Annotated in this window: 38 protein-coding genes; 3 read left to right on the top strand and 35 right to left on the bottom strand. The window is 67.2% G+C overall.

Translation table 11 applies throughout. The features are described from left to right. Complete coding sequence (locus tag STRBO_RS0104885; RefSeq protein WP_005481193.1) at window positions 1-243, bottom strand: hypothetical protein; 243 nt, start codon at window positions 241-243, stop codon at window positions 1-3. 207 nt (window positions 244-450) lie between these two features. Here STRBO_RS0104885 and coaA point away from each other — a divergent pair, with 207 nt between their 5' ends. Next, window positions 451-1,440 (top strand): type I pantothenate kinase, encoded by a 990-nt coding sequence (gene coaA / locus STRBO_RS0104880; protein ID WP_005481194.1) that lies wholly within the window; start codon window positions 451-453, stop codon window positions 1,438-1,440. A gap of 31 nt (window positions 1,441-1,471) precedes the next feature. Beyond that, the gene (locus STRBO_RS0104875) at window positions 1,472-2,401 is read left to right on the top strand and encodes a DUF389 domain-containing protein (RefSeq protein ID WP_005481195.1); all 930 of its coding nucleotides are present in this window, start codon (window positions 1,472-1,474) and stop codon (window positions 2,399-2,401) included. 131 nt (window positions 2,402-2,532) lie between these two features. Here STRBO_RS0104875 and glmM read toward each other — a convergent pair whose 3' ends face one another. The 3 genes from glmM to rplM form a co-directional block, all read right to left on the bottom strand. Further along, entirely contained in the window at window positions 2,533-3,891 is a 1,359-nt protein-coding gene (gene glmM / locus STRBO_RS0104870; protein ID WP_005481196.1) for a phosphoglucosamine mutase, read from the bottom strand. A 284-nt stretch (window positions 3,892-4,175) separates the two neighbouring features. Further along, window positions 4,176-4,703, bottom strand: coding sequence for a 30S ribosomal protein S9 (rpsI, locus tag STRBO_RS0104865; RefSeq protein WP_005481197.1), 528 nt, complete (start codon window positions 4,701-4,703; stop codon window positions 4,176-4,178). Between the two features lie 41 nt (window positions 4,704-4,744). After that, window positions 4,745-5,188: a 50S ribosomal protein L13 gene (gene rplM / locus STRBO_RS0104860; RefSeq protein ID WP_013001400.1), complete on the bottom strand. Its 444-nt coding sequence runs from the start codon at window positions 5,186-5,188 to the stop codon at window positions 4,745-4,747. Between the two features lie 454 nt (window positions 5,189-5,642). Here rplM and STRBO_RS0104855 point away from each other — a divergent pair, with 454 nt between their 5' ends. Then, on the top strand, window positions 5,643-6,377 hold the full coding sequence (locus STRBO_RS0104855; protein WP_005481199.1) for a hypothetical protein: 735 nt from the start codon (window positions 5,643-5,645) through the stop codon (window positions 6,375-6,377). Window positions 6,378-6,399: 22 nt separating this feature from the next. Here STRBO_RS0104855 and truA read toward each other — a convergent pair whose 3' ends face one another. The 31 genes from truA to rpsJ all read right to left on the bottom strand — a co-directional run bounded on the left by truA (window position 6,400) and on the right by rpsJ (window position 24,075). After that, window positions 6,400-7,266 carry a tRNA pseudouridine(38-40) synthase TruA gene (gene truA / locus STRBO_RS0104850; RefSeq protein ID WP_005481200.1) on the bottom strand — a complete coding sequence of 289 codons (867 nt, stop codon included), beginning with the start codon at window positions 7,264-7,266 and terminating at the stop codon, window positions 6,400-6,402. Window positions 7,267-7,415: 149 nt separating this feature from the next. Then, window positions 7,416-7,922, bottom strand: coding sequence for a 50S ribosomal protein L17 (rplQ, locus tag STRBO_RS0104845; protein ID WP_005481201.1), 507 nt, complete (start codon window positions 7,920-7,922; stop codon window positions 7,416-7,418). A 180-nt stretch (window positions 7,923-8,102) separates the two neighbouring features. Then, window positions 8,103-9,125 carry a DNA-directed RNA polymerase subunit alpha gene (locus STRBO_RS0104840; protein WP_003966937.1) on the bottom strand — a complete coding sequence of 341 codons (1,023 nt, stop codon included), beginning with the start codon at window positions 9,123-9,125 and terminating at the stop codon, window positions 8,103-8,105. Between the two features lie 238 nt (window positions 9,126-9,363). Beyond that, window positions 9,364-9,768, bottom strand: a complete 405-nt coding sequence (rpsK, locus tag STRBO_RS0104835) for a 30S ribosomal protein S11 (RefSeq protein WP_003956432.1) — start codon at window positions 9,766-9,768, stop codon at window positions 9,364-9,366. A 70-nt stretch (window positions 9,769-9,838) separates the two neighbouring features. Next, on the bottom strand, window positions 9,839-10,219 hold the full coding sequence (rpsM, locus tag STRBO_RS0104830; RefSeq protein ID WP_005481202.1) for a 30S ribosomal protein S13: 381 nt from the start codon (window positions 10,217-10,219) through the stop codon (window positions 9,839-9,841). Window positions 10,220-10,427: 208 nt separating this feature from the next. Continuing rightward, window positions 10,428-10,541, bottom strand: a complete 114-nt coding sequence (gene rpmJ, locus STRBO_RS0104825; protein WP_003998809.1) for a 50S ribosomal protein L36 — start codon at window positions 10,539-10,541, stop codon at window positions 10,428-10,430. A gap of 70 nt (window positions 10,542-10,611) precedes the next feature. Next, complete coding sequence (infA, locus tag STRBO_RS0104820; RefSeq protein ID WP_003948620.1) at window positions 10,612-10,833, bottom strand: translation initiation factor IF-1; 222 nt, start codon at window positions 10,831-10,833, stop codon at window positions 10,612-10,614. Window positions 10,834-11,094: 261 nt separating this feature from the next. Further along, window positions 11,095-11,931, bottom strand: a complete 837-nt coding sequence (gene map, locus STRBO_RS0104815) for a type I methionyl aminopeptidase (RefSeq protein WP_005481203.1) — start codon at window positions 11,929-11,931, stop codon at window positions 11,095-11,097. A 111-nt stretch (window positions 11,932-12,042) separates the two neighbouring features. Continuing rightward, the gene (locus STRBO_RS0104810) at window positions 12,043-12,705 is read right to left on the bottom strand and encodes an adenylate kinase (protein ID WP_005481204.1); all 663 of its coding nucleotides are present in this window, start codon (window positions 12,703-12,705) and stop codon (window positions 12,043-12,045) included. After that, the gene (gene secY, locus STRBO_RS0104805) at window positions 12,705-14,018 is read right to left on the bottom strand and encodes a preprotein translocase subunit SecY (protein ID WP_005481205.1); all 1,314 of its coding nucleotides are present in this window, start codon (window positions 14,016-14,018) and stop codon (window positions 12,705-12,707) included. Before secY ends, STRBO_RS0104810 begins: the two co-directional genes overlap by 1 nt. A 243-nt stretch (window positions 14,019-14,261) precedes the next feature. Continuing rightward, the gene (gene rplO / locus STRBO_RS0104800; protein WP_005481206.1) at window positions 14,262-14,717 is read right to left on the bottom strand and encodes a 50S ribosomal protein L15; all 456 of its coding nucleotides are present in this window, start codon (window positions 14,715-14,717) and stop codon (window positions 14,262-14,264) included. 2 nt (window positions 14,718-14,719) lie between these two features. Next, window positions 14,720-14,902 (bottom strand): 50S ribosomal protein L30, encoded by a 183-nt coding sequence (rpmD, locus tag STRBO_RS0104795; RefSeq protein ID WP_005481207.1) that lies wholly within the window; start codon window positions 14,900-14,902, stop codon window positions 14,720-14,722. Beyond that, the gene (gene rpsE / locus STRBO_RS0104790) at window positions 14,902-15,510 is read right to left on the bottom strand and encodes a 30S ribosomal protein S5 (protein ID WP_005481208.1); all 609 of its coding nucleotides are present in this window, start codon (window positions 15,508-15,510) and stop codon (window positions 14,902-14,904) included. Before rpsE ends, rpmD begins: the two co-directional genes overlap by 1 nt. 39 nt (window positions 15,511-15,549) lie before the next feature. Next, window positions 15,550-15,933, bottom strand: a complete 384-nt coding sequence (gene rplR / locus STRBO_RS0104785) for a 50S ribosomal protein L18 (RefSeq protein ID WP_005481210.1) — start codon at window positions 15,931-15,933, stop codon at window positions 15,550-15,552. A gap of 3 nt (window positions 15,934-15,936) precedes the next feature. After that, window positions 15,937-16,476 (bottom strand): 50S ribosomal protein L6, encoded by a 540-nt coding sequence (gene rplF, locus STRBO_RS0104780; protein WP_020113855.1) that lies wholly within the window; start codon window positions 16,474-16,476, stop codon window positions 15,937-15,939. A gap of 24 nt (window positions 16,477-16,500) precedes the next feature. Beyond that, the gene (gene rpsH, locus STRBO_RS0104775; protein WP_013001411.1) at window positions 16,501-16,899 is read right to left on the bottom strand and encodes a 30S ribosomal protein S8; all 399 of its coding nucleotides are present in this window, start codon (window positions 16,897-16,899) and stop codon (window positions 16,501-16,503) included. Window positions 16,900-17,114: 215 nt separating this feature from the next. Next, the gene (locus STRBO_RS0104770) at window positions 17,115-17,300 is read right to left on the bottom strand and encodes a type Z 30S ribosomal protein S14 (RefSeq protein WP_003948630.1); all 186 of its coding nucleotides are present in this window, start codon (window positions 17,298-17,300) and stop codon (window positions 17,115-17,117) included. Between the two features lie 5 nt (window positions 17,301-17,305). Then, window positions 17,306-17,863, bottom strand: coding sequence for a 50S ribosomal protein L5 (gene rplE / locus STRBO_RS0104765; protein WP_005481216.1), 558 nt, complete (start codon window positions 17,861-17,863; stop codon window positions 17,306-17,308). Beyond that, window positions 17,863-18,186 (bottom strand): 50S ribosomal protein L24, encoded by a 324-nt coding sequence (rplX, locus tag STRBO_RS0104760; RefSeq protein WP_005481217.1) that lies wholly within the window; start codon window positions 18,184-18,186, stop codon window positions 17,863-17,865. Before rplX ends, rplE begins: the two co-directional genes overlap by 1 nt. Before the next feature lie 2 nt (window positions 18,187-18,188). Next, window positions 18,189-18,557, bottom strand: coding sequence for a 50S ribosomal protein L14 (gene rplN, locus STRBO_RS0104755; RefSeq protein WP_003992364.1), 369 nt, complete (start codon window positions 18,555-18,557; stop codon window positions 18,189-18,191). Window positions 18,558-18,690: 133 nt separating this feature from the next. Beyond that, window positions 18,691-18,978, bottom strand: coding sequence for a 30S ribosomal protein S17 (gene rpsQ / locus STRBO_RS0104750; RefSeq protein ID WP_005481219.1), 288 nt, complete (start codon window positions 18,976-18,978; stop codon window positions 18,691-18,693). Next, a complete protein-coding gene (rpmC, locus tag STRBO_RS0104745; protein WP_005481220.1) occupies window positions 18,978-19,202 on the bottom strand; it encodes a 50S ribosomal protein L29 in 225 nt (74 codons plus the stop codon). The genes rpsQ and rpmC overlap by 1 nt, the downstream gene beginning before the upstream one ends. Beyond that, complete coding sequence (gene rplP, locus STRBO_RS0104740; protein ID WP_004927269.1) at window positions 19,202-19,621, bottom strand: 50S ribosomal protein L16; 420 nt, start codon at window positions 19,619-19,621, stop codon at window positions 19,202-19,204. Before rplP ends, rpmC begins: the two co-directional genes overlap by 1 nt. 5 nt (window positions 19,622-19,626) lie before the next feature. Then, window positions 19,627-20,460, bottom strand: a complete 834-nt coding sequence (gene rpsC, locus STRBO_RS0104735) for a 30S ribosomal protein S3 (RefSeq protein ID WP_005481221.1) — start codon at window positions 20,458-20,460, stop codon at window positions 19,627-19,629. Next, window positions 20,460-20,807, bottom strand: a complete 348-nt coding sequence (gene rplV, locus STRBO_RS0104730) for a 50S ribosomal protein L22 (protein ID WP_004571827.1) — start codon at window positions 20,805-20,807, stop codon at window positions 20,460-20,462. The genes rpsC and rplV overlap by 1 nt, the downstream gene beginning before the upstream one ends. 42 nt (window positions 20,808-20,849) lie before the next feature. Next, entirely contained in the window at window positions 20,850-21,131 is a 282-nt protein-coding gene (gene rpsS, locus STRBO_RS0104725) for a 30S ribosomal protein S19 (protein ID WP_005481224.1), read from the bottom strand. Between the two features lie 12 nt (window positions 21,132-21,143). Then, window positions 21,144-21,980, bottom strand: a complete 837-nt coding sequence (gene rplB, locus STRBO_RS0104720; protein ID WP_005481225.1) for a 50S ribosomal protein L2 — start codon at window positions 21,978-21,980, stop codon at window positions 21,144-21,146. Window positions 21,981-22,018: 38 nt separating this feature from the next. After that, window positions 22,019-22,438 carry a 50S ribosomal protein L23 gene (rplW, locus tag STRBO_RS0104715; protein ID WP_005481228.1) on the bottom strand — a complete coding sequence of 140 codons (420 nt, stop codon included), beginning with the start codon at window positions 22,436-22,438 and terminating at the stop codon, window positions 22,019-22,021. After that, window positions 22,438-23,097: a 50S ribosomal protein L4 gene (gene rplD / locus STRBO_RS0104710; protein WP_005481232.1), complete on the bottom strand. Its 660-nt coding sequence runs from the start codon at window positions 23,095-23,097 to the stop codon at window positions 22,438-22,440. The genes rplW and rplD overlap by 1 nt, the downstream gene beginning before the upstream one ends. A 7-nt stretch (window positions 23,098-23,104) precedes the next feature. After that, the gene (rplC, locus tag STRBO_RS0104705; protein ID WP_005481233.1) at window positions 23,105-23,749 is read right to left on the bottom strand and encodes a 50S ribosomal protein L3; all 645 of its coding nucleotides are present in this window, start codon (window positions 23,747-23,749) and stop codon (window positions 23,105-23,107) included. A gap of 17 nt (window positions 23,750-23,766) precedes the next feature. Further along, window positions 23,767-24,075 carry a 30S ribosomal protein S10 gene (rpsJ, locus tag STRBO_RS0104700; protein ID WP_003948644.1) on the bottom strand — a complete coding sequence of 103 codons (309 nt, stop codon included), beginning with the start codon at window positions 24,073-24,075 and terminating at the stop codon, window positions 23,767-23,769. Window positions 24,076-24,177 lie beyond the last annotated feature (102 nt).

The following is a 24,177-nucleotide window of genomic DNA, read 5'->3' as shown; positions in this document are numbered from 1 at the left end:
TCAACTTCCCTCCTCGATCCGCTCGATCGCCTCCCGCACCATCCCCAGATACTCGGCTTCCTCGCACCGGGGCTTGCTCCCCATCCGGTACATGTCCATCGCGTCGGAGGGACACTCGCCCAGATCCTCGTCCGGAAGATCCGCCGAAAGCTCGCTGCACACCCGCCCGGCCAGCTCCGCGTCACCGCGCGTAGTGTCCCGCCGGACGGCGTCCCGTACGCGCAGAGGTACACCAAAAGGCATCAGACAACCTCGATTCCCCCGGGCCCGCAGCCCCGGATCGGCCGGGAGGCGGCTCCCTCCCGGCCGCCCGGACGCTAGTCCTCCCTCCATTCCAGGTCCATACCTTCGTCACAGTTCACGCACAGTGAGGGGCGGATCCGCTATCGTGCGCCCCGGCGTGACGGACCCCACCCCGTCACCCTGTTCAAACTCCGTTAACAATGGACTGTGATCTCACCGGTCTCCCCGTTGCCGCGGAGCGCCCACCGGCCCAGGCCGGAGGCGACTCCCTACGTCGACCTCACCCGTGCCGAATGGAGCGCGCTGCGCGAAAAAACGCCGCTCCCGCTGAACGCCGAGGAGGTCGAGAAGCTGCGCGGCCTGGGCGATGTCATCGACCTCGACGAGGTACGGGACATCTATCTGCCGCTGTCCCGGCTCCTCAACCTCTACGTGGGCGCCACCGACGGCCTGCGCGGCGCCCTGAACACGTTCCTCGGCGAGCAGGGCTCCCAGTCGGGCACCCCGTTCGTCATAGGCGTCGCCGGCTCCGTGGCCGTCGGCAAGTCCACCGTCGCCCGCCTCCTCCAGGCCCTCCTCGCCCGCTGGCCCGAACACCCGCGCGTGGAGCTGGTCACCACCGACGGCTTCCTGCTCCCCATGAAGGACCTCCAGGAACGCGGCCTGGTCTCCCGCAAGGGCTTCCCCGAGTCCTACGACCGCCGGGCCCTGACCCGTTTCGTCGCCGACATCAAGGCCGGCAAGGGCGAGGTGACGGCCCCCGTCTACTCCCACCTCATCTACGACATCGTCCCCGACCAGCGGCTCACGGTCCGCCGCCCCGACATCCTCATCGTCGAGGGCCTCAACGTCCTGCAGCCCGCTCTCCCCGGCAGCGACGGCCGCACCCGTGTCGGTCTCGCCGACTACTTCGACTTCAGCGTGTACGTCGACGCCGGCGCCGACGACATCGAGCGCTGGTACCTCAACCGTTTCAAGAAGCTCCGTCAGACCGCCTTCCAGAACCCCGGCTCGTACTTCCGCAAGTACACCCAGGTCTCCGAGGACGACGCCCTCGACTACGCCCGCACCCTCTGGCGCACCATCAACAAGCCCAACCTGGTCGAGAACATCGCCCCCACCCGGGGCCGCGCCACCCTCATCATCCGCAAGGGCGCCGACCACAAGGTGCGCCGCCTCAGCCTGCGCAAGCTGTAGGCCCGCACGCGCGCCCCGCTACCCTGCGGGCATGCTGCATCTGCGCCTGATCACCCCGTCCGACCGGACCGACGAGGTGGTCCGCCTGATCGAGGACACGGTCGGCACCACCCACCTCGTCGTCATGGAGGGAGCCGCCCGCGACCCCGCCGGCGACGTCGTGACGTGCGACGTGGCGCGCGAGGCGGGCGACGAACTGATCGGCGTGCTCCGGTCGTTGGACCTCGACAGGACCGGCTCCATCGCCGTGGAGAACATCGACCTGTCGCTCTCCGAGCGCGCCGACCAGGCGGAGAAGGACGCGCCTGGAGAGAGCGCGGACGCGGTCCTGTGGGAGCACCTGACGGACGCGACCCACGAGGAGTCGACGCTCTCCGTCACCTACGTCGCCTTCATCACGCTGGCCACGATGATCGCGGCCTGCGGAGTGGTCCTGGACAACGCGGTCCTGATCGTCGGCGCGATGGCGGTGGGCCCCGAGTTCGGCCCCCTGGCCGGCATCAGCACCTCGCTCGTCCAACGCCAACCACGCCTGGCCGTCCGCTCGTTCGTCGCCCTGCTGGTGGGCTTCGCCGCGGCGATGGCGGTGACGGTGGGCTTCACCTTCTTCATGGACGCCCTCGGCTACTTCACCGAGGCCAAACTGGAGGCCGAGCGCCCCAACACCGCCTTCGTCTACGCCCCCGACGCCTTCTCCTTCATCGTGGCCGTCCTCGCCGGCATCGCCGGCACCCTCTCCCTCACCTCGGCCAAGTCGGGCGCCCTGGTGGGCGTCGCCATCTCGGTCACCACGGTTCCGGCGGCGGCCAACGCGGCGGTGGCCCTGGCCTACGGCGACACGAAGCAGACCGTGGGCTCCTCGGAGCAACTGCTCCTGAACCTCCTGGGCATCGTCCTGGCCGGCACCCTGACCCTGCTGCTCCAGAAGTGGCTGTGGTCAAGACAACGCAGCGCCTCATAGCCGGGGCCGCACGCCGAAGGGGCGCGAGGAACTGCGCGACAAGCCACGACGAACCCGCAGCCCGCACCACACAGAACCCCACGCCCCTGCCCGGAACGCGCAGAACCCCGTAGCCCTCGTACCCCCCGGACCTACCCGAGCGCGGACTTCACCACATCCGCCAACCGCCCCGCCACGGCTCGCGCCTGCTCGATGTCCGCGGCCTCCACCATCACCCGAACCAGCGGCTCGGTCCCGGACGGCCGCAACAACACCCGCCCGGTGGCCCCCAGTTCCGACTCCGCCTCGGCCACGGCCGCGGCCAGCTCCGCCGACGACCCCACCCGCGACCGGTCCACGTCCGGCACATTGACGAGCACCTGCGGCAGCCGCTCCATCACACCCGCGAGCTCCCGCAGCGTCCGTCCGGTCTGCGCGACCCGGGCCGCCAGCAGCAGCCCCGTCAGCGTGCCGTCACCCGTGGTCGCGTGGTCGGAGATGATCACGTGCCCGGACTGCTCGCCCCCGAGCGTGTACCCGTGCTCCTTCATCTCCTCCAGCACATAACGGTCCCCGACCGCGGCCTGCACCAGCCGCAGCCCCTCCCGCTCCAGCGCCAGCTTGAACCCGAGGTTGGACATCACGGTCGCGACCACGGTGTCCGAGCGCAGCTTCCCCCGCTCCCGCATGTCCATGGCGAGCACCGCGAGGATCTGGTCCCCGTCGACCTCGTCGCCCTCGTGGTCCACGGCCAGGCACCGGTCCGCGTCCCCGTCGTGCGCGATGCCGAGGTGCGCCCCGTGCTCGACGACGGCGGCCCGCAGCTTCCCGAGGTGCGTCGACCCGCAGCCGTCGTTGATGTTGAGCCCGTCCGGCTCGGCCCCGATGGTGACGATCTCGGCACCGGCCCGGGTGAACACCTCCGGCGAGACCCCGGCGGCGGCGCCGTGCGCCTCGTCGAGGACGATCTTCAGCCCCTCCAGACGGTTGGGCAGAGCGGAGAGCAGATGCGCGACGTACCGCTCGAAGCCCTCGTCGTAGGACCGGATGCGCCCGACACCCGCGCCCGTCGGCCGGTCCCAGGGCGCCCCGGTGCGGTGCTCCTCGTACACGCCCTCGATGCGGTTCTCCAGGTCGTCGGCGAGCTTGTGGCCGCCGCGGGCGAAGAACTTGATGCCGTTGTCGGGCATGGCGTTGTGGCTGGCGGAGAGCATCACGCCGAGGTCGGCGCCCAGCTCACCGGTGAGGAACGCCACAGCGGGAGTGGGCAGTACGCCGACGCGCAGGACGTCGACGCCCGCACTGGCGAGGCCGGCCACGACGGCCGCCTCCAGGAACTCTCCGGACGCCCGCGGATCCCGCCCGACCACCGCCACCGGCTTGTGGCCCTCGAACGTTCCCGCCTCGGCGAGTACGTGTGCCGCCGCGACGGAGAGTCCGAGCGCGAGCTCGGCCGTCAGATCCGCGTTGGCGACACCGCGCACGCCGTCCGTGCCGAAGAGTCGTCCCACAGTGGTGTCCTCCGAATTGCTGAGAATGTGCGGCTCGTACCTGATGGTCCCCTACCGGGCGGTCCCGCACCGGCTGTCCCCGAGTGTCCCGGCATTCGCCGGACCAAGTACATCCCCTGAGACTGTCCTCCCCCTATCGGGGTTGTACCGACAGTCTGCGTGTAAGCCCCCGTACGAACGGTCGGCCCTGCTACGCAAACCGCCCCGGCGGCACGAGTACGTGCCACCGGGGCGATACGCGCAGCTGCGCGGCGCGCGAGACGCGCGCCGGGCGCGAGCGCGATCTAGCGCTTGCTGTACTGCGGAGCCTTGCGGGCCTTCTTCAGACCGGCCTTCTTGCGCTCGACCGCACGGTCGTCGCGACGGAGGAAGCCGGCCTTCTTGAGGGCGCCGCGGTTGTTGTCCACGTCGGCCTCGTTCAGCGCGCGGGCCACGCCGAGGCGCAGGGCGCCGGCCTGGCCGGAGACACCGCCACCCGCGATGCGGGCGATGACGTCGTAGCGGCCCTCGAGCTCGAGCACCTTGAAGGGCTCGTTGACTTCCTGCTGGTGCACCTTGTTGGGGAAGTAGTCCTCAAGGGTGCGACCGTTGATCTTCCACTTGCCGGTGCCCGGGACGATCCGGACGCGGGCGATGGCGTTCTTGCGACGGCCCAGGCCGGCGGCCGGCTGCGGGTCGCCGAAGCGGCCGGCGAGCGACTCCGAGGTGTACTCACCCTCGACGGGGACCTCGGACTCGGTGGTGTAGCTCTCCATGTCGACGAGCTCGGTCTCGGTCTCTTCGACCGGCTGCTCAACGGTGGTCTCGGCCACGGTTCTCCTCAGATTCTTTTCTGTTTGGGGTGTGGCCGGAACTACTGCGCGACCTGGGTGATCTCGAACGGCACCGGCTGCTGGGCAGCGTGCGGGTGCTGGTCGCCCGAGTAGACCTTCAGCTTGCTGATCATCTGACGGCCCAGGGTGTTCTTGGGGATCATGCCCTTGATGGCCTTCTCGACGGCCTTCTCGGGGTTCTTCGCCAGCAGCTCGTCGTAACGGACGGAGCGCAGACCACCCGGGTAGCCGGAGTGGCGGTACGCCAGCTTCTGGGTCTTCTTGTTGCCGGACAGGTGAACCTTGTCGGCGTTGATGATGATGACGAAGTCGCCCATGTCCATGTGCGGGGCATAGGTCGGCTTGTGCTTGCCGCGGAGGAGGTTCGCGGCAGTGGTAGCCAGACGGCCCAGGACGATGTCCTGAGCGTCAATGACGTGCCACTGGCGAGTCACATCGCCGGGCTTAGGGCTGTACGTACGCACTTCGCAGCCTTCTTCTTCAGTGGATGGGTGCTGAGACATGGCATCACTGAAGCGATCGTGCAGCTGGGGACGACAGTGCCGGGAACGCTGCCCGTATGCCGCCCACTGGTAACTGCTCCAGGGAACCTACGTAGGGACTTCTCGCCTGAGAGAGGCCAAGCCAATACGCATAACAATCGGCAAGAGTACTCGCGCTGCCCCGGACGGGTCAAAACGGCCCCCGGCCACGCCCCGGACCACCGGTGGGAGAGGGCCTCACCCGTAATCGAGTGAGGTATGCCTTCGTCCGTCTAAACTGCGGCCCATGAGCTTTGGGCAGGGGGGGTCTCAGTGGAGCCCCGGGGGTTCCCACAATCCGTGGGACGATCAGTACAGTTCCACCAGTAACCGGACCCCGGACTGGGCGTCACTCGCCGAACAGTCCGAGATACGCAACAGACGCCGCAGACTCCTGATGATCGTGGGCGGCGCACTCGCCACGGTCGGCATAGGTGTCGCCGTGGCCGTCGCCGTCGTCAACAACGACAGCGGCAGCACCACGGCGAACGGCCCGAACGACCTGCCGACCGCCGCGGACATCCCGAGCGCCAGCGCCAAGGCGGACCCGTCGTTCGCGCCGACCTCGGCCCCACCGCCCCTGGACCCGAAGGAGTTCATCTCCAGTTCGGGCAAGGACAAGGCGCCGATCAGCCCGGACATCCTCTTCCCGGGCTCCCAGCTGACCAAGCGCGACGGCGTGGTCTACCGCAAGGGCGCCACGGCCTCGACGACGAACTGCGCGTCGGCCGTCCAGGGCAGCCTGGACACCCTTCTGACCGGCAACGACTGCACGCGCTTCCTGCGCGTGACCTACGTCAGGGACAAGATCGCGGTCACGATCGGCGTCGCCCTGTTCGACACCGAGGCCAAGGCGACCGAGGTCAAGAAGGACTGGGACAAGAAGAGCACCATCGTCTCCCTGCCCGGCGAAGGCGTCGCCACCTTCTGCCGCACGACCTTCTGCCGCACGACCGCCAACTCCTACGGCCGCTACGCCTACTTCACCCTGTCCGGCTTCACCGACGGCAAGGACGTCACGGAGAAGGACAAGGCCGTCTTCGCCGCCGGCGACGACCTCAGCCAGTCCGCCTACGAGCAGATCCACCGCCGGGGCGAGACCCAGGCAGCCGCCGCGGCAGGCGGGCAGTAGCCCGAGCGAAGCCGCCCCGGGGTCAGCAGCAGCCGGCGGCCCCGGGCGCCCCCGGCAGGGTCCGCCGGTTGCGCGCCTCCCTGCTCCGCGCGGCCAGCAGCTCGTCGGCCGGGTAGCCGACCTCCTCCAGGGTCAGCCCGTGCGGCCGTACGACGTGGACGGCGGAGTCCCGCACACCGGCGGCCAGCACCTTCCCCGGCCAGTCGGTCCCCCGGTGCCCGTCCCCCACGAACAGCAGCGCCCCGATCAGCGACCGCACCATGTTGTGGCAGAACGCGTCGGCCCGCACGGTGGCGGTGATGATCCCGTCGTCCCCCCGCACCAGGCTCAGCTCCTGGAGCGTGCGAATGGTGGTGGCCCCCTCGCGCCGCTTGCAGTAGGCGGCGAAGTCGTGCTCCCCGAGCAGCAGCCGGGCCGCCTCGTTCATGGCGTCCACGTCGAGCGCCCAGTCGTGCCACAGCACATGGCTGCGCAGCAGCGGGTCGACACCGCCGGGATTGTCGGTGACGCGATAGGCGTAGCGCCGCCAGACGGCCGAGAAACGCGCGTTGAAGCCGCTGGGAGCCTCCCTGAGCGCCCACACCCGCACATCCCTCGGCAGCCGACCCGCGAGCCGCTTCAACAGCTTCTCGTGGTGCTCACGCCAAACCGTCTCGGGCAGGTCCACGTGCGCCACCTGTCCGCGCGCGTGCACCCCGGCATCCGTCCGCCCGGCCACGGTCAGCTCGAAGGCCTCCCGGGACCGCGTCACGGTCCGCAGCGCGTCCTCGATCTCCCCCTGCACGGTCCGCCGCCCCCCGGCCTGCTTGGCCCACCCGGAGAACTCACTCCCGTCGTACGACAGGTCCAGCCGGACACGGACATGACCGGGCGCCGCCTCATCACTCACACGAAGATCCTCTCAGGTACAGAAAAGCGGGCCCGCTCCCTGAGGAACGGGCCCGCTCACACTGCGCCCCGTCTTTCAGGGGCGCGGGGAACTGCGCGAACGACCACGACGAACCCGAGGCCGCCCTCGCACAGTCCCCCGCGGAACGCTTACGCGTCCTTCGACTCCTCGGCAGCCTCGTCGGCAGCCTCGTCAGCCTTGGTGGTGTCCACCTTGGCCTCGGCGGCCGGCGCCTCCGCGTCCTTCGCGGCACGCTTGGTGGCGGCCTCGGCCTCACCGGTGGCCTGCTGCGCGACCGTCAGCGCCTCGACCAGCTCGATGACAGCCATGGGCGCGTTGTCGCCACGACGGTTACCGATCTTGGTGATGCGGGTGTAGCCACCGGGACGGTTCTCGTACCGCGGGCCGATCTCGGTGAAGAGCGTGTGCACGATGCTCTTGTCCGTGATGACCTGGAGCACCTGACGGCGGTTGTGAAGGTCGCCCTTCTTCGCCTTGGTGACCAGACGCTCGGCGTACGGCCGCAGACGGCGGGCCTTCGCCTCGGTGGTGGTGATGCGGCCGTGCTCGAAGAGGCTCTTCGCGAGGTTCGCGAGGAGCAGCTTCTCGTGCGCGGCGCTGCCGCCCAGACGGGCACCCTTGGTGGGCTTCGGCATGGTGTTTCTCCTAGGTGTCTGCCCCGGCCGTACTAGGTACCGGAGTCAGTATCTGAGCAGACGGTCGCCTGTCAGAGATCCGGGCGAGGCCCCGAAGGGCCTGCCCGGAAGCGGCGCGGGGAACTGCGCGATCAAGCACAGCGCACCCGCGCCCGAGTACGGACCCGATGGCCCGAGCTCTTAGTACTGCTCGGTCTCCACGAAGCCCGCGTCCGCGTCGTCGTCCGCGCCGAACGCGTCCGCCGCGGCGGTGGGGTCGAAGCCGGGAGGCGAGTCCTTGAGCGCCAGGCCCATACCCGCCAGCTTGGCCTTGACCTCGTCGATCGACTTCGCACCGAAGTTGCGGATGTCGAGCAGGTCGGCCTCGGAGCGCGCGACCAGCTCACCCACGGAGTGGATGCCCTCACGCTTGAGGCAGTTGTACGACCGAACGGTGAGCTCCAGCTCCTCGATCGGCAGCGCCAGATCGGCGGCGAGCGCGGCGTCCGTCGGGGACGGACCCATGTCGATGCCCTCGGCGTCGATGTTCAGCTCACGGGCCAGACCGAACAGCTCGACCAGGGTCTTACCGGCCGACGCCATGGCGTCACGGGGACGCATGGCCTGCTTGGTCTCGACGTCGACGATCAGCTTGTCGAAGTCGGTGCGCTGCTCGACACGAGTCGCCTCGACCTTGTACGTGACCTTGAGGACCGGCGAGTAGATGGAGTCGACCGGGATACGGCCGATCTCCTGGCCCACCTGCTTGTTCTGCACGGCGGAGACGTAACCGCGGCCACGCTCGACCGTCAGCTCCATCTCCAGCTTGCCCTTGCCGTTGAGCGTGGCGAGGACGAGGTCGGGGTTGTGCACCTCGACACCGGCCGGGGGCGCGATGTCGGCGGCGGTGACCAGACCCGGGCCCTGCTTGCGCAGGTACATCACGACCGGCTCGTCGTGCTCCGAGGAGACGACCAGCTGCTTGATGTTGAGGATCAGGTCGGTGACGTCCTCCTTGACGCCCGGCACGGTGGTGAACTCGTGCAGGACACCGTCGATACGGATGGACGTGACCGCCGCACCCGGGATCGAGGAGAGGAGCGTGCGGCGGAGGCTGTTGCCGAGGGTGTAGCCGAAGCCCGGCTCCAGCGGCTCGATCACGAACCGGGAGCGGAATTCGTCGACGACCTCTTCGGTCAGCGAGGGACGCTGAGCGATCAGCATAGGGAGATCCTTCTGTCAGGGGCGCCCGCTATTTGACGCCCTGAGGTGTAACAAGGGTACGGGCGATACGACCCGAAGGAGCCGTACCGCCCGAAAACCTCAGACCAAGCAGCCTGCGTCGAAGATCTGCGGAAGATCGGACGCGGCGGCGCCTGGACGGACGGCAGCCGTGCTGCGACGTTGCGGGGGACAACCCCCACGCCCTCAGCCGGAAGCCGAGCCGCCCGGAGCCGGTGCGTCAGACGCGGCGGCGCTTGGGCGGACGGCAGCCGTTGTGCGGGGTGGGCGTGACGTCCTGGATGGAGCCGACCTCGAGACCGGTCGCCTGCAGCGAACGGATGGCCGTCTCACGACCCGAACCCGGGCCCTTGACGAACACGTCGACCTTGCGCATGCCGTGCTCCTGCGCGCGACGGGCGGCCGACTCGGCGGCCATCTGCGCGGCGAACGGCGTGGACTTCCGGGAGCCCTTGAAGCCGACGTGGCCGGCGGAGGCCCAGGAGATCACGTTGCCCGAGGGGTCCGTGATGGAGACGATCGTGTTGTTGAACGTGCTCTTGATGTGCGCGTGGCCGTGAGCGACGTTCTTCTTTTCCTTGCGGCGCACCTTCTTGGCAGCGCCCTGACGACCCTTGGGGGGCATCTACAAACTCCTACGGGGAGGTGGTCGGTCCTACAGCGAAGACCGCTGATGAAGCGTTGTCCGCTGAGGACTACTTCTTGCCCGGCTTCTTCTTACCGGCGATGGCGCGACGCGGGCCCTTGCGGGTGCGGGCGTTGGTGCTGGTGCGCTGACCGCGGACGGGCAGACCACGACGGTGACGGAGGCCCTGGTAGCAGCCGATCTCCACCTTGCGGCGGATGTCGGCCTGGACCTCGCGACGGAGGTCACCCTCGGTCTTGATGTTGTTGTCCACGTACTCGCGGATCGCGACGAGCTGCTCCTCGGAGAGGTCGCGGACGCGGGTGTCGGGGTTGACGCCGGTCGCTGCCAGCGTCTCCTGGGAGAGGGTCCGGCCGATGCCGAACACATAGGTGAGGGCGACCTCCACACGCTTGTCGCGCGGGATGTCAACACCGGAAACGCGTGCCATTCAATGGCTCCTGGTGATTGTCGGAGGTCTTCCACAGAACCGGGCCCCGGCCGCCGGCCTCTTCCATGGCGAAGAGTAGGTACGGCTCGGGTCCCCGGCCTCCGAGCCGGGGGTGTCAGGCCAGCAGCTCGCCTGGGTCCTGCGTATGAACAAATTCAGCTTGCGTCGCGCGAATCTCTGCGAATCGAGCAGAGGGATCGGTCGTGCGTCAGCCCTGGCGCTGCTTGTGGCGCGGGTTCTCGCAGATGACCATGACCCGACCGTGACGGCGGATCACCCTGCACTTGTCGCAGATCTTCTTGACGCTCGGCTTGACCTTCATGGTGAGGTTCTCCGGGTCAGTGCCACCACCCGCGTCCCGGGAGACCGGGCACGGAGAGCGGGGGCAAGATCTACTTGTAGCGGTAGACGATCCGGCCACGCGTCAGGTCGTACGGAGACAACTCCACCACGACCCGGTCGTCAGGGAGGATACGGATGTAGTGCATACGCATCTTGCCGCTGATGTGTGCCAGGACCTGGTGGCCGTTCTGGAGCTCGACCTTGAACATGGCGTTCGGAAGAGACTCGACGACAGTGCCCTCGATCTCGATGGCACCTTGCTTCTTGGCCACGCTTCGCCCTTCGAATCGACTACCTTGATCGACTCGGCGTAACCGAATGAGGACACACGGAAACACGAGAGCCGACGAGTCAGTCTACGCCAGGGCCCCCGGAAACACGAATTCGGGTAAGGATGCCCAGAGCCGGTGATCCTTATGCCACGCGCCCCGGAAGCGACGGGCCGGCCTTCAGGGGCGCGGGGCGGTGGCACCGAGCGGCTCCGCCGCGTGGGCACCACAGGCCCCACCGGTCACGCGCTCGGCGACGAGGACTCAGCCCAGCGGATCGGGAGCCGCGACGATGCCGTGCTCCGCCAGCTTGGCCCTGCCGCCGTCGGGGGCGGTCAGCACCAGCGGCCCCGCCTCGGTCAGCGCCACCGAGTGCTCCCAGTGCGAGGACCACGTGCCGTCCGTGCTCACCACGGTCCAGTCGTCCGCGAGGACCTCGGTCTTCGGGGTGCCCAGGGCCACCATCGGCTCGATCGCGAGGCAGAACCCGGGGACGAGCTTGGGTCCCTTGCCCCGCCGCCGCTCGACGTAGTTCAGCAGGTGCGGATCCATGTGCATCTCGGTCCCGATGCCGTGGCCGCCGTAGTCCTCGACGATGCCGTACTTGCCCCCGCCCGGCTTCGGCTGCCGGCGGATGTACGTCTCGATGGCCCGGGAGACGTCCACGAGCCGGTTGCCCACCTTCATGGCGGCGATCCCGGCCCACATGGATTCCTCGGTCACCCGGGACAGCTCGATCAGCTCCGGGGCGTGGCCGGATCCCACGAACGCGGTGTAGGCCGCGTCACCGTGCCAGCCGTCGACGATCGCGCCGCAGTCGATGGAGATGATGTCGCCGTCCTTCAGGACGACCTCGTCGCTCGGGATCCCGTGGACCACGACCTCGTTCACCGACGTGCAGATCGTCGCCGGGAAGCCGCCGTACCCGAGGAAGTTCGACTTGGCGCCGTGCTCCGCGAGCACCTTGCGGGCCACCTCGTCCAGATCCTTCGTGGAGGCCCCCGGCACGGCGGCCTCGCGGGTGGCCGCGTGGATGGCCGCGACGACCAGCCCCGCCTCGCGCATCTTGGCGATCTGCTCGGGGCTCTTGATCTGCACCATGAGGGCCTGCGCTCTCCGTCTTCCGCGAATTGGACGTCTTGGGTGTGCCTACACAACAGTACGGCCGCGGCGCCCTCCTCGGGCACCGCGGCCGACGTACCGACCGACGGCCTACTGGCCGTCGTCCTCGCGCTTGAGCGCTTCCATGGCGCGCTTGGTGACATCCTCCACCGGGCCGAGCGCCGTGATCGTCACCACGAGGCCCTGGGCCTTGTAGTAGTCGATGATCGGCTCGGTCTGGGTGTGGTAGACCTCCAGGCGCTTGCGGACGGTCTCCTCGGAGTCGTCGTCACGCTGGTACAGCTCGCCGCCACAGGCGTCGCACACGCCGTCCTGCTTCGGCTTCTTGTACGTGACGTGGAAGACGTGCGCGGAGTCGTTGCGGCAGATGCGCCGGCCGGCGATCCGCTTCACGACCTCCTCCTCGGGGACCTCCAGGTCCAGCACCGCGTCCAGGTTCATGGACTCGTCCTGGAGGGTCACGTCGAGCGCCTCGGCCTGCGAGACGTTGCGCGGGAAGCCGTCGAGCAGGAAGCCGTTCACGGCGTCCGGCTGCTCCATCCGGTCCTTCGCCATGGCGATGGTGACCTCGTCCGGCACCAGCTCGCCCTTGTCCATGTAGGACTTGGCGAGCTTGCCCAGCTCCGTCTGCTTGCTGATGTTGGCCCGGAACAGGTCGCCCGTGGAGATGTGCGGGATCGACAGGTTCCCGGCCAGGAACGCGGCCTGCGTTCCCTTACCCGCACCCGGCGGCCCGACGAGGACGATTCGCATCAGCGGAGGAACCCTTCGTAATTGCGCTGCTGGAGCTGGCTCTCGATCTGCTTCACGGTCTCCAGACCCACACCCACGATGATCAGGATGCTGGTACCGCCGAACACGAAGTTCTGGTTGGCGCCGAGGGGTGCCAACGCCATTGTCGGCACGAGAGCGATCAGAGCCAGGTACAGCGAACCCGGCCAGGTGATCCGGTTGAGTACGAAGCTCAGGTACTCAGCGGTCGGTCGGCCAGCCCGGATGCCCGGGATGAAGCCACCATACTTCTTCATGTTGTCCGCGACTTCCTCGGGGTTGAACGAGATGGCCACGTAGAAGAAGGCGAAGAAGATGATCAGGAAGAAGTAGAGCGTGATGTGCGCCGGAGCGTCCGGTTGCGCAAGATTCTTCTCGATCCAGGTCTTCCAACCGGAAGTTCCACCGGCGAACTGGGCGACCAGCGCCGGGATGTAGAGAAGCGACGAGGCAAAGATCACAGGGATGATGCCCGCCTGGTTGACCTTGAGCGGAATGTACGTCGACGTACCGCCGTAGGACCGACGGCCGATCATGCGCTTCGCGTACTGCACCGGGATCCGGCGCTGGGCCTGCTCGACGAAGACCACGAGCGCGACCATGACCAGACCGACGGCGATGACGACGGCGAACTCGATCCAGCCGTCCGCCAGGTCGCCCTGCTCCTTGATCGCCCACAGCGAGGACGGGAAGGTGGCGGCGATCGAGATGAACATCAGGATCGACATGCCGTTGCCGATGCCGCGGTCGGTGATCAGCTCACCGAGCCACATGACGACGGCCGTGCCGGCGGTCATGGTGACGACCATGACGATGGTGGCGAAGATCGACTGGTCAGGAACGATCTGGGAGCCCTGCGGGCAGCTACTGAACAGCGCGCCGCTGCGAGCGGTGGCGACGAGGCCGGTGCCCTGGAGAATGGCGAGGGCGACCGTCAGATAACGCGTGTACTGCGTGATCTTCGACGTACCGGCCTGCCCCTCCTTCTTCAGGGCTTCCAGACGCGGGATCACCACGGTCAGCAGCTGCAGAATGATGCTCGCCGTAATGTACGGCATGATGCCAAGCGCGAAGATCGTGATCTGCAGCAGCGCGCCACCGCTGAACATGTTGACCAGTCCGAAGAGACCGGAGTTGCTCTTGGTCTGGTCGATGCAGTACTGGACGACGGTGTAGTCGACACCCGGGATCGGGATGTGCGTGCCGATCCGGTAGATCACGATGATGCCGAGCGAAAAGAGCAGCTTCTTGCGCAGGTCGGGCGTCTTGAACGCCCGGGCGAACGCGGTGAGCACGGTGCCTCCTGCGACCCCCGCGCTACTGCGTCAAGGGTGACGGTATTGAGATTCTGATGAGGACGACTTACGTAACGTTTAACTGCCGCGACGAGTGCCCGGTGAGGGGTCCCCTGTGAAAAACGGACAGCGCAGGCCACCTTACCGGCGGGACTGCCTCCCTAGGAACGACCAACCGGGGATACCCCATTTGTAGGGTATCCCCGGTCGGGATCGCTCAAGTCATCGAGACGCCTGATGTGTTCAGACGAGCTCGGTGACGGTACCGCCGGCGGCGGTGATCTTCTCCTTGGCGGAGCCGGAGACGGCGTCGACCGTCACCTGCAGCGCCACGGAGATCTCACCCTGGCCGAGGACCTTGACGAGGCTGTTCTTGCGGACGGCACCCTTGTCGACCAGGTCGGCAACGGTGACCTCCCCACCCTCGGGGTAGAGGGCGGCGAGCTTGTCCAGGTTCACGACCTGGAACTCCGTCTTGAACGGGTTCTTGAAGCCCTTCAGCTTCGGAAGACGCATGTGGAGGGGCATCTGGCCACCCTCGAAGCGCTCCGGAACCTGGTAGCGGGCCTTCGTGCCCTTGGTACCACGACCGGCCGTCTTACCCTTCGACGCCTCACCACGACCGACACGGGTCTTCGCGGTCTTGGCACCGGGGGCGGGACGGAGGTTGTGGATCTTGAGCGGGTTGTTCTCCGCCATGATCAGTCGACCTCCTCGACCGTCACGAGGTGGCGGACGGTGTGCACCATGCCGCGGAACTCGGGGCGGTCCTCCTTGACGACCTGCGTGTTGATGCCCTTGAGACCAAGGGAACGCAGGGTGTCACGGTGGTTCTGCTTGCTGCCGATGTACGACTTCGTCTGCGTGATCTTGAGCTGTGCCATTACGCAGCACCGGCCCCGGCACGCGCACGCAGCAGAGCCGCGGGAGCGACGTCCTCGAGGGGCAGACCACGGCGAGCCGCGATCTCCTCGGGACGCTGCAGGCCCTTGAGGGCCGCCACGGTCGCGTGCACGATGTTGATCGCGTTGGACGAGCCGAGCGACTTCGACAGGATGTCGTGAACGCCGGCGCACTCGAGGACAGCACGCACCGGGCCACCGGCGATAACGCCGGTACCGGGGGAAGCAGGCTTGAGCAGGACAACGCCCGCGGCCTTCTCGCCCGTGATCGGGTGCGGGATGGTGCCCTGGATGCGGGGGACCTTGAAGAAGTGCTTCTTGGCCTCTTCAACACCCTTGGCGATCGCGGCCGGCACCTCCTTGGCCTTGCCGTAACCGACACCGACGGTGCCATCGCCATCGCCCACTACGACGAGCGCAGTGAAGCTGAAGCGACGACCACCCTTCACAACCTTGGCGACGCGGTTGATCGCGACGACGCGCTCAACGTACGCGGTCTTCTCGGCGGCAGCAGCGCCGCCGTCACGGCCCTTCCGGTCCCGCCGCTCGCCGCCACCGGCACCGCTTCCGCGGCGCTGGGGTCCAGCCATTGGATTTACCTCTCTCTTTCCGCTAGCTACGCAGCGAGCTCAGAACTTGAGCCCGGCCTCGCGGGCGGCGTCGGCCAGGGCCGCGATGCGACCCGCGTACCGGTTACCACCACGGTCGAACACGACTGCCTCGACACCGGCGGCCTTGGCACGCTCGGCGACCAGGGCGCCGACCTTGCCGGCCTGAGCCGACTTGTCCTCCGACGCACCACGGATCGACGAGTCCAGGGTGGACGCCGACGCAAGGGTGTGCCCCTTGAGGTCGTCGATCACCTGGGCCACGATGTGGCGGTTCGAGCGGGTCACGACCAGGCGGGGACGCTCAGCCGTACCGTTGACCTTCTTACGGATCCGGATGTGGCGCCGCTTGATGGCTGCACGCTTGTAAGCGTCGCCCTTAGCGATCTTCGTACCGTATGCCATGGCTTACTTACCCGCCTTTCCGACCTTGCGGCGGATGACTTCGCCCTCGTACTTGACGCCCTTGGCCTTGTACGGGTCGGGCTTGCGCAGCTTGCGGATGTTGGCCGCAACCTCGCCGACCTTCTGCTTGTCGATGCCCTCGACCGAGAACCGGGTGGGGTTCTCCACCTTGAAGGTGATGCCCTCGGGCGCCTCGACGGTGATCGGGTGGCTGTAGCCGAGCGCGAACTCGAGGTTCGAGCCCTTGGCCTGCACTCGGTAACCGACACCGCTGATTTCGAGCTTCTTCACGTAACCCTGGGTCACGCCGGTGATCATGTTCGCCACCAGCGTGCGGGACAGGCCGTGCAGGGCCTTGTTCTGACGCTCGTCGTTGGGGCGGGTGACGTTGAGAACGCCGTCCTCACCCTTGGCGATGTCGATCGGCGAAGCGACGGTGTGGGTCAGCGAGCCCTTGGGGCCCTTGACCGAGACCGTACGGCCGTCGATGGTGACGTCCACGCCGGCGGGAACCGTGATGGGGAGCTTGCCAATACGCGACATAGCTGTTTCCTCCGTTCCCTTCCGCTACCAGACGTAGGCGAGGACTTCTCCGCCTACGCCCTTCTTGCCGGCCTGCTTGTCGGTGAGGAGCCCGTGGGACGTGGAGATGATCGCCACGCCGAGGCCACCCAGCACCTTGGGCAGGGAGGTGGACTTCGCGTAAACCCGGAGACCGGGCTTGGAGATCCGCTTGATGCCCGCGATGGAGCGCTCACGGTTCGGGCCGAACTTCAGCTCGAGGACGAGGTTCTTGCCGACCTCGGCGTCCTCGACCTTCCAGCCCGTGATGAAGCCCTCCTGCTGGAGGATCTCCGCGATGTGAGACTTGATCTTCGATGCCGGCATCGTCACGGAGTCGTGGTATGCCGAGTTCGCGTTCCGCAGACGCGTAAGCATGTCTGCGATCGGATCAGTCATGGTCATGAATTGGCCTTCGGCCTCTCTCGCCGGGGTTTCCTGTATGCGCCATCCCTCTCCCCACTCGGTGGCGGGACGGGTGCGGTGCGGGGACCTACGGCGTAGTAAGTCGTACGGGCTACCGTCAGGCGCCCAACCCTCCAAGCCTAAGCCATGGAAGGGTGGGCGCCTGACACGCCCAGTGCTTACCGAGAGCTTCTGGAATCCCTGAAAAGCAGGGACTACCAGGAGCTCTTGGTCACGCCCGGCAGCTCGCCACGGTGAGCCATCTCACGAAGGCACACGCGGCACAGGCCGAACTTGCGGTACACGGAGTGGGGACGGCCGCAGCGCTGGCAGCGCGTGTAGCCACGCACGCCGAACTTGGGCTTGCGAGCAGCCTTCGCGATCAGAGCCTTCTTCGCCATCTCGCTCACGCCTCCTTGAAGGGGAAGCCGAGGTGACGAAGGAGGGCGCGGCCCTCAGCGTCGTTGGTCGCCGTGGTCACCACGGTGATGTCCATACCCCGGGTACGGTCGATCTTGTCCTGGTCGATCTCGTGGAACATGACCTGCTCGGTGAGACCGAAGGTGTAGTTGCCACGGCCGTCGAACTGCTTGGGGGACAGACCACGGAAGTCGCGGATGCGCGGGAGCGCGAGCGACAGGGTGCGGTCCAGGAACTCCCACATGCGGTCGCCACGGAGCGTGACGTGGGCACCGATCGGCTGGCCCTCACGCAGCTTGAACTGCGCGATGGACTTGCGGGCCTTGGTGACGGCCGGCTTCTGCCCGGTGATCGTGGTGAGGTCGCGGATGGCGCCCTCGATCAGCTTGGAGTCGCGGGCGGCGTCGCCCACACCCATGTTGACCACGATCTTGACGAGGCCCGGGGTCTGCATGACGTTCTCGTAGGAGAACTCTTCCTGCAGCTTGCCCGCGATCTCCTCGCGGTACTTCGTCTTGAGACGCGGAGTCGTGGTGGTAGCCATCAGATGTCCTCACCCGTCCGCTTGGCAACGCGAACCTTGTTGCCCTCGTCGTCGAAGCGGTAACCGACACGCGTGACGACCTTCTTGCCGTCCTTCTCAACGACCAGCTGGACGTTGGAGACGTGGACCGGCGCCTCGGTCGTGATGATGCCACCGGCCTGCGAACCCTTGGCGGTCGGGCCGGCCTTGGTGTGCTTCTTGACCCGGTTGACACCCTCGACCAGGACGCGGTCCTCGCGGGGGAAGGCCGCGATGACCTTGCCCTGCTTGCCCTTGTCCTTACCGGTGATGACCTGGACCAGGTCGCCCTTCTTGATCTTCATGCTTACAGCACCTCCGGCGCGAGCGAGATGATCTTCATGAACTTCTTCTCGCGCAGCTCCCGGCCGACCGGGCCGAAGATACGGGTGCCACGAGGGTCGCCGTCGTTCTTGAGAATGACAGCGGCGTTCTCGTCGAAGCGGATGTACGAGCCGTCCGGACGGCGGCGCTCCTTGACGGTGCGAACGATGACCGCCTTGATGACGTCACCCTTCTTCACGTTGCCGCCGGGGATCGCGTCCTTGACGGTGGCGACGATGACGTCACCGATGCCCGCGTAGCGGCGACCGGAGCCACCGAGCACACGGATGCAAAGGATTTCCTTCGCACCAGTGTTGTCGGCGACACGCAGTCGCGACTCCTGCTGGATCACGTCTATCTCCTGATTGTCTGCCGGTTCCCGGCAGGGGCCGCCTCTTCACGAGAGAGCCCCTGCCGAGCCTGGCGGAACTGACCTGCGGGGTTGGCCGCAGGCGGATCTTTGGGAATTCGCTTGCGCGAATTACCTACTTGGCCTTCTCGAGGATCTCGACGACACGCCAGTGCTTCGTGGCGGACAGCGGCCGGGTCTCCATCAGGAGGACACGGTCGCCGATGCCGGCGGCGTTCTGCTCGTCGTGGGCCTTGAGCTTGCTCGTGCTGCGGATGACCTTGCCGTAAAGGGCGTGCTTCTTGCGGTCCTCGACGGCGACGACGACGGTCTTGTCCATCTTGTCGCTGACGACGATGCCCTCACGGGTCTTGCGGAATCCGCGAGCCTCGGTGTTCGTCTCAGTCACGTTGCTCTCGCTCATCAGGCGCTCTCCACCGTTTCGATGCCCAGCTCGCGCTCACGCATCAGGGTGTAGATCCGCGCGATGTCCTTACGGACGGCCTTGAGCCGACCGTGGTTCTCGAGCTGACCGGTCGCCGCCTGGAAGCGGAGGTTGAACAGCTCTTCCTTGGCTTCGCGGAGCTTGTTGAGAAGCTCCTCGTCACCCAGTTCGCGCAGCTCGGACGCCTTGGTACCGGCCGACATCACGCTTCACCTGCCTCGCGCTTGACGATCCGGCACTTCATCGGCAGCTTGTGGGCTGCGCGAGTGAGGGCCTCACGGGCGATCTTCTCGTTGGGGTAGGACAGCTCGAACATGACCCGGCCCGGGTGCACGTTCGCGATCCACCACTCCGGCGAACCCTTACCGGAACCCATGCGGGTCTCGGCAGGCTTCTTCGTGAGCGGACGGTCCGGGTAGATGTTGATCCAGACCTTGCCGCCACGCTTGATGTGGCGGGTCATGGCAATACGGGCCGCTTCGATCTGGCGGTTGGTCACGTACGCCGGCGTGAGGGCCTGAATGCCGTACTCGCCGAACGCGACCGTCGTACCACCCTTGGCCTGACCACGGCGCTTCGGGTGGTGCTGCTTGCGGTGCTTGACCCTACGGGGGATCAGCATGTCCCTCAGGCCTCCGTTCCGGTGCTCTCAGCCGGAGCGGCGGCGGCGGGAGCCTCGGCCTTGGGGGCCTCGGCGCCGGCAGCCTGCTGCGGCTTACGACCGCGACCGCCACGCTCGCCACCGCGGCCACCACGGCCGGCCGGGCGGTCAGCGCCGCCACGGGCCGGACGGTTGCCGGCGCGGGCGGCGGCGTTCTCGGCGCGGACCTCGGCGATGTTCTTGACGTCGCCCTTGTAGATCCAGACCTTCACGCCGATGCGGCCGAAGGTCGTCTTGGCCTCGAAGAAGCCGTAGTCCACGTTCGCGCGGAGCGTGTGCAGGGGCACACGGCCCTCGCGGTAGAACTCCGAGCGGGACATCTCGGCGCCACCGAGGCGGCCACCGCACTGGATCTTGATGCCCTTGGCGCCGGCCTTCATCGTGCCCTGCATGCTCTTACGCATGGCGCGACGGAAGGAGACGCGGGAGGAGAGCTGCTCGGCGACGGCCTGAGCGACCAGCTGGGCATCGGTCTCGGGGCTCTTGACCTCGAGGATGTTCAGCTGGACCTGCTTGCCCGTGAGCTTCTCGAGGTCACCGCGGATGCGGTCGGCCTCGGCGCCACGGCGGCCGATGACGATGCCCGGACGCGCGGTGTGGATGTCCACGCGGACGCGGTCACGGGTGCGCTCGATCTCCACCTTCGAGATACCGGCGCGCTCCATGCCGGACGTCATCATCCGACGGATGGCGACGTCTTCCTTGACGTAGTCCTTGTACAGCTTGTCGGCGTACCAACGCGACTTGAAGTCGGTCGTGACACCGAGCCGGAACCCATGCGGGTTTACCTTCTGGCCCATTACCGGGTTCCTTCCTTGCTGCTGACGACCACGGTGATGTGGCTGGTCCGCTTGCGGATCCGGTAGGCACGGCCCTGGGCACGCGGACGGAACCGCTTCAGGGTCGGGCCCTCATCCACGTACGCCTCGCTGATGACCAGCGAAGAGGCGTCCGTGTGGTCGTAGTTGTGTGCGGCGTTGGCAATGGCGCTGTCCAGCACCTTGCCGACCGGCACGCTCGCGGCCTGCGGGGCGAAACGCAGGACCGCCTGAGCCTCCGTGGCGTCCATGCCACGGATGAGGTCCACCACGCGGCGGGCCTTCATGGGCGTGACGCGGATGTACCGCGCCTGGGCCCTGGCTTCCATGGTTGTCCTTCCAGTGTCTGTCATGGTCGATTCCACCCCGCGTTAGCGGCGCTTCGACTTCCGGTCGTCCTTGACGTGACCCCGGAAGGTGCGCGTCGGCGAGAACTCGCCGAGCTTGTGGCCGACCATCGACTCGGTGACGAACACCGGAATGTGGGTCTTGCCGTTGTGCACCGCGATCGTGTGGCCGAGCATGGCCGGGATGATCATCGAGCGACGGGACCAGGTCTTGATGACGTTCTTGGTGCCTGCTTCGTTCTGTACGTCCACCTTCTTGATCAGGTGGTCGTCGACGAAGGGCCCCTTCTTGAGACTGCGCGGCATCTAAACCCGCTCCTAGCGCTTCTTGTTCGTCTTGCGGCGGCGGACGATGTACTTGCTCGAAGCCTTCTTCGGCGAGCGAGTACGACCCTCCTTCTGACCCCAGGGGCTGACCGGGTGGCGACCACCGGAGGTCTTGCCCTCACCACCACCGTGGGGGTGGTCAACCGGGTTCATCGCCACACCGCGGACGGTCGGGCGGACGCCCAGCCAGCGCTTGCGGCCGGCCTTGCCCCAGTTGATGTTGCTCTGCTCGGCGTTGCCGACCTCGCCGACGGTGGCGCGGCAGCGCACGTCGACCAGGCGGATCTCACCGGACGGCATGCGCAGGTGGGCGTAGGCGCCCTCCTTCGCGAGCAGCTGCACGGAGGTACCGGCGGAGCGGGCGAACTTGGCGCCGCCACCGGGACGGAGCTCGATCGCGTGGATCGTGGTACCGACCGGGATGTTGCGGAGCGCCAGGTTGTTGCCCGGCTTGATGTCGGCCCCGGGACCGTTCTCCACCCGGTCGCCCTGCTGCAGGTTGCGCGGGGCGAGGATGTAGCGCTTCTCGCCGTCCGCGTAGTGCAGCAGCGCGATGCGCGCGGTGCGGTTGGGGTCGTACTCGATGTGCGCGACCTTCGCCGGCACGCCGTCCTTGTCGTGACGACGGAAGTCGATGACACGGAAGGCGCGCTTGTGTCCGCCACCCTGGTGACGAACGGTCACACGACCGGCGTTGTTACGGCCGCCCTTGCTGTGCAGCGGGCGGACCAGCGACTTCTCCGGCGTGGACCGCGTGATCTCGACGAAGTCGGCGACGCTGGAGCCACGACGGCCCGGCGTAGTCGGCTTGTACTTGCGGATTCCCATTTCTCAGTCCTCGTCCGATATCGGACGATCCGACCCGCTTACGCGGTCGGACCGCCGAAGATGTCGATACGGTCGCCCTCGGCAAGGGTCACGATCGCGCGCTTGCTGTCGGCACGCTTGCCGAAGCCCGTGCGGGTCCGCTTGCGCTTGCCCTGGCGGTTGATCGTGTTGACCCCGGTGACCTTGACCGAGAAGACCGCCTGGACGGCCTGCTTGATCTGGGTCTTGTTGGCGCCGGGCGCGACGATGAAGGTGTACTTGCCCTCGTCGAGCAGCGCGTAGCTCTTCTCCGACACGACCGGCTTCAGCAGCACGTCACGGGGGTCCGTGAACGCCTTGCTGGGCGCGGTGATGACGGTGTTCTTGCCCTCGGCCTCGTGGCGCTTCGCCTTGGCGACGCGCGCGGCCTTGGCGGCCTTGGCCGCCTTCGAGGCGATGCTCGGGTGACGCGTAGCCATCAGGCGTCACTCCCTTCGGTGTCGTTGGCCGTGTTCGGGCCGGACACGAAGGACTCCAGAGCGGCCTGGGTGAAGACCACGTCGTCCGAGACGATCACGTCGTACGTGTTCAGCTGGCCCGGCTCCAGGATGTGCACCTGGGGCAGGTTGCGGGCGGAGAGCCACGCGGCCTCGTCGGCACGCTCGACGATCAGGAGCAGGTTCTTGCGCTCCGAGATCTTGCCGAACAGCGTCTTGGCGGCCTTCGTGGAGGGGTTCTCGCCCTCGATCACGCCGGAGACGACGTGGATGCGGTTGTGACGGGCCCGGTCGGTGAGGGCGTGGCGCAGGGCCGCGGCCTTCATCTTCTTCGGGGTCCGCTGCGAGTAGTCACGCGGCTGCGGGCCGTGGACGACGCCACCACCGGCGAACTGCGGCGCACGGGTCGAGCCCTGACGGGCGCGGCCGGTGCCCTTCTGGCGGTACGGCTTCTTGCCGCCACCACGGACTTCACCGCGACGCTTGGTCTTGTGGGTGCCCTGACGGGCAGCCGCGTTCTGCGCGACGACGACCTGGTGGATCAGCGGGATGCTGATCTTCTCCACGCCGAAGATCTCCGCGGGGAGCTCGACGCTTCCGGTCTTCTCGCCGGCAGGCGAAAGGATGTCAACAGTGCTCATCGGTACCTCAGGCCCCCTTGGCCGCGGTGCGGACCAGGACGAGGCCGCCGTTCGGACCCGGGACAGCGCCCTTGATGAGCAGCAGACCCTTCTCCGCGTCAACGGCGTGGACGGTCAGGTTCTGGGTGGTGACCCGCTCGTTGCCCATGCGGCCCGCCATGCGGAGGCCCTTGAACACGCGGCCCGGGGTGGCGCAGCCACCGATGGAGCCGGGAGAGCGGTGCTTGCGCTGGGTGCCGTGACCGGCGCCGAGGCCCTTGAAGTTGTGACGCTTCATGACACCGGCGAAGCCCTTGCCCTTGCTCTTGCCGGTCACGTCCACCTTGACGCCGGCCTCGAAGACCTCGGCGGAGATCTCCTGGCCCAGCGTGTACTCGGAGGCGTCCGCGGTGCGGATCTCGACGAGGTGACGGCGGGGGGTGACGTCGGCCTTGGCGAAGTGGCCCTTGAGGGGCTTGTTCACCTTGCGCGGGTCGATCTCGCCGAAGGCGATCTGGACCGACTCGTAGCCGTCGACATCGTTCGTACGGACCTGGGTCACGACGTTGGGGCCGGCCTTGACGACGGTGACCGGAACAACACGGTTGTTCTCGTCCCACACCTGCGTCATGCCGAGCTTCTCGCCCAGGATTCCCTTGATCTGCTTAGCCATTCTCAGATCACCGACCCCTAGAGCTTGATCTCGATGTCGACACCGGCCGGGAGGTCGAGTCGCATCAGAGAGTCAACGGTCTTGGGCGTCGGGTCGAGGATGTCGATCAGGCGCTTGTGCGTGCGCATCTCGAAGTGCTCGCGCGAGTCCTTGTACTTGTGCGGCGACTTGATGACGCAGTACACGTTCTTCTCAGTGGGCAGCGGCACCGGGCCCGCGACCGACGCACCAGTGCGCGTCACCGTCTCGACGATCTTCTTCGCCGAGGAGTCGATGACCTCGTGGTCGTAGGCCTTGAGCCGGATGCGGATCTTCTGTCCCGCCATGGCTACTCAGTAGTCCTTTGTCTCGTTTAACGCTCTGCAACCCGGTGTTCCGTCACCTGATCCTCCGACCCACGCGGTCGGGTGTGTCGCGCTTCCTTCGAC

This window comes from Streptomyces bottropensis ATCC 25435 (assembly GCF_000383595.1).
In the GTDB taxonomy this organism is placed as follows: Bacteria; Actinomycetota; Actinomycetes; order Streptomycetales; family Streptomycetaceae; genus Streptomyces; species Streptomyces bottropensis.
This window is presented reverse-complemented; position numbering and strand designations above follow the sequence as displayed.